Raw genomic sequence first — 2,566 nt, 5'->3', positions numbered from 1 at the left:
AACGAAAAGTAGGGCGGGACACGAGAAATCCTGTCTGAATATGGGGGGACCATCCTCCAAGGCTAAATACTCATCATCGACCGATAGTGAACTAGTACCGTGAGGGAAAGGCGAAAAGAACCCCGGGAGGGGAGTGAAATAGATCCTGAAACCGCGTGCTTACAAAAAGTAGGAGCCTCGTAAGGGGTGACTGCGTACCTTTTGTATAATGGGTCAGCGACTTACATTCAGTGGCAAGGTTAACCGAATAGGGAAGCCGTAGAGAAATCGAGTCCGAATAGGGCGATCAGTCGCTGGGTGTAGACCCGAAACCAAGTGATCTATCCATGGCCAGGATGAAGGTGCCGTAACAGGTACTGGAGGTCCGAACCGACTAGTGTTGCAAAACTAGCGGATGAGCTGTGGATAGGGGTGAAAGGCTAAACAAACTTGGAAATAGCTGGTTCTCTCCGAAAACTATTTAGGTAGTGCCTCAAGTATTACCGTCGGGGGTAGAGCACTGTTTTGGCTAGGGGGTCATGGCGACTTACCAAACCAAGGCAAACTCCGAATACCGACGAGTACAGCTTGGGAGACAGAGCACCGGGTGCTAACGTCCGGACTCAAGAGGGAAACAACCCAGACCGCCAGCTAAGGTCCCTAAAATTGGCTAAGTGGGAAACGAAGTGGGAAGGCTAAAACAGTCAGGATGTTGGCTTAGAAGCAGCCATCATTTAAAGAAAGCGTAATAGCTCACTGATCGAGTCGTCCTGCGCGGAAGATGTAACGGGGCTAAGCCAGTTACCGAAGCTGCGGATTTGCAATTTATTGCAAGTGGTAGGAGAGCGTTCTGTAAGCCTGTGAAGGTGCGTTGTAAAGCGTGCTGGAGGTATCAGAAGTGCGAATGCTGACATGAGTAGCGTTAAAGGGGGTGAAAAGCCCCCTCGCCGTAAGCGCAAGGTTTTCTACGCAACGTTCATCGGCGTAGAGTGAGTCGGCCCCTAAGGCGAGGCAGAGATGCGTAGCTGATGGGAAACAGGTCAATATTCCTGTACCGATGTGTAGTGCGATGTGGGGACGGATCTTAATAGGTCATCCGGGTGTTGGATATCCCGGTTTAGTGGGAAGTAGGCGTGCATTAGGCAAATCCGGTGCACATATACCGAGGCCCATGATCGAGCCAGCTTGCTGGTGAAGTGACTGAACGAGGTTCCAGGAAAAGCCACTAAGCTTCAGCTACACACGACCGTACCGCAAACCGACACTGGTGCGCGAGATGAGTATTCTAAGGCGCTTGAGAGAACTCAGGAGAAGGAACTCGGCAAATTGACACCGTAACTTCGGAAGAAGGTGTGCCCTATTAGTGTGAAGTGAACAACGGAGCATGAATGGGTTGCAAAAAATCGGTGGCTGCGACTGTTTATTAAAAACACAGCACTCTGCAAACACGAAAGTGGACGTATAGGGTGTGACGCCTGCCCGGTGCTGGAAGATTAAATGATGGGGTGCAAGCTCTTGATTGAAGTCCCAGTAAACGGCGGCCGTAACTATAACGGTCCTAAGGTAGCGAAATTCCTTGTCGGGTAAGTTCCGACCTGCACGAATGGCGTAACGATGGCCACACTGTCTCCTCCTGAGACTCAGCGAAGTTGAAATGTTTGTGATGATGCAATCTCCCCGCGGAAAGACGGAAAGACCCCATGAACCTTTACTGTAGCTTTGTATTGGACTTTGAACAGATCTGTGTAGGATAGGTGGGAGGCTTTGAAGCAGGGTCGCTAGATCTTGTGGAGCCAACGTTGAAATACCACCCTGGTGTGTTTGAGGTTCTAACCTAGGTCCATTATCTGGATCGGGGACAGTGCATGGTAGGCAGTTTGACTGGGGCGGTCTCCTCCCAAAGCGTAACGGAGGAGTTCGAAGGTACGCTAGTTACGGTCGGACATCGTGACGATAGTGCAATGGCATAAGCGTGCTTAACTGCGAGACTGACAAGTCGAGCAGATGCGAAAGCAGGACATAGTGATCCGGTGGTTCTGTATGGAAGGGCCATCGCTCAACGGATAAAAGGTACTCTGGGGATAACAGGCTGATACCGCCCAAGAGTTCATATCGACGGCGGTGTTTGGCACCTCGATGTCGGCTCATCTCATCCTGGGGCTGTAGCCGGTCCCAAGGGTATGGCTGTTCGCCATTTAAAGAGGTACGTGAGCTGGGTTTAAAACGTCGTGAGACAGTTTGGTCCCTATCTTCCGTGGGCGCTGCAGATTTGAGGAAGCCTGCTCCTAGTACGAGAGGACCGGAGTGGACACACCTCTGGTGTATCGGTTGTCACGCCAGTGGCATTGCCGAGTAGCTAAGTGTGGAAGAGATAACCGCTGAAAGCATCTAAGCGGGAAACTCGTTTCAAGATGAGATCTGCCGGGGCCTTGAGCCCCCTAAAGAGTCGTTCAAGACCAGGACGTTGATAGGTCAGGTGTGGAAGCGCAGTAATGCGTTAAGCTAACTGATACTAATTGCTCGTGCGGCTTGACCCTATAACTTTGATCTACATGATCAAGGTGTTATGCCAAGTTGACGCATTCAA

1 rRNA gene is annotated in these 2,566 nt (G+C 51.0%); it reads left to right on the top strand.

Annotation, left to right across the window (positions count from 1 at the left end):
- A 23S ribosomal RNA gene (locus tag QTI33_RS34980) occupies positions 1-2,516 on the top strand; the annotation flags it as partial.
- Between the last annotated feature and the right edge of the window lie 50 nt (positions 2,517-2,566).

Source organism: Variovorax davisae, from assembly GCF_030316845.1.
Taxonomy (GTDB): domain Bacteria; phylum Pseudomonadota; class Gammaproteobacteria; order Burkholderiales; family Burkholderiaceae_C; genus Variovorax; species Variovorax davisae.
The sequence above is the reverse complement of the archived record's forward strand: the minus strand, read 5'-3'. Positions and strand labels throughout refer to the sequence as shown.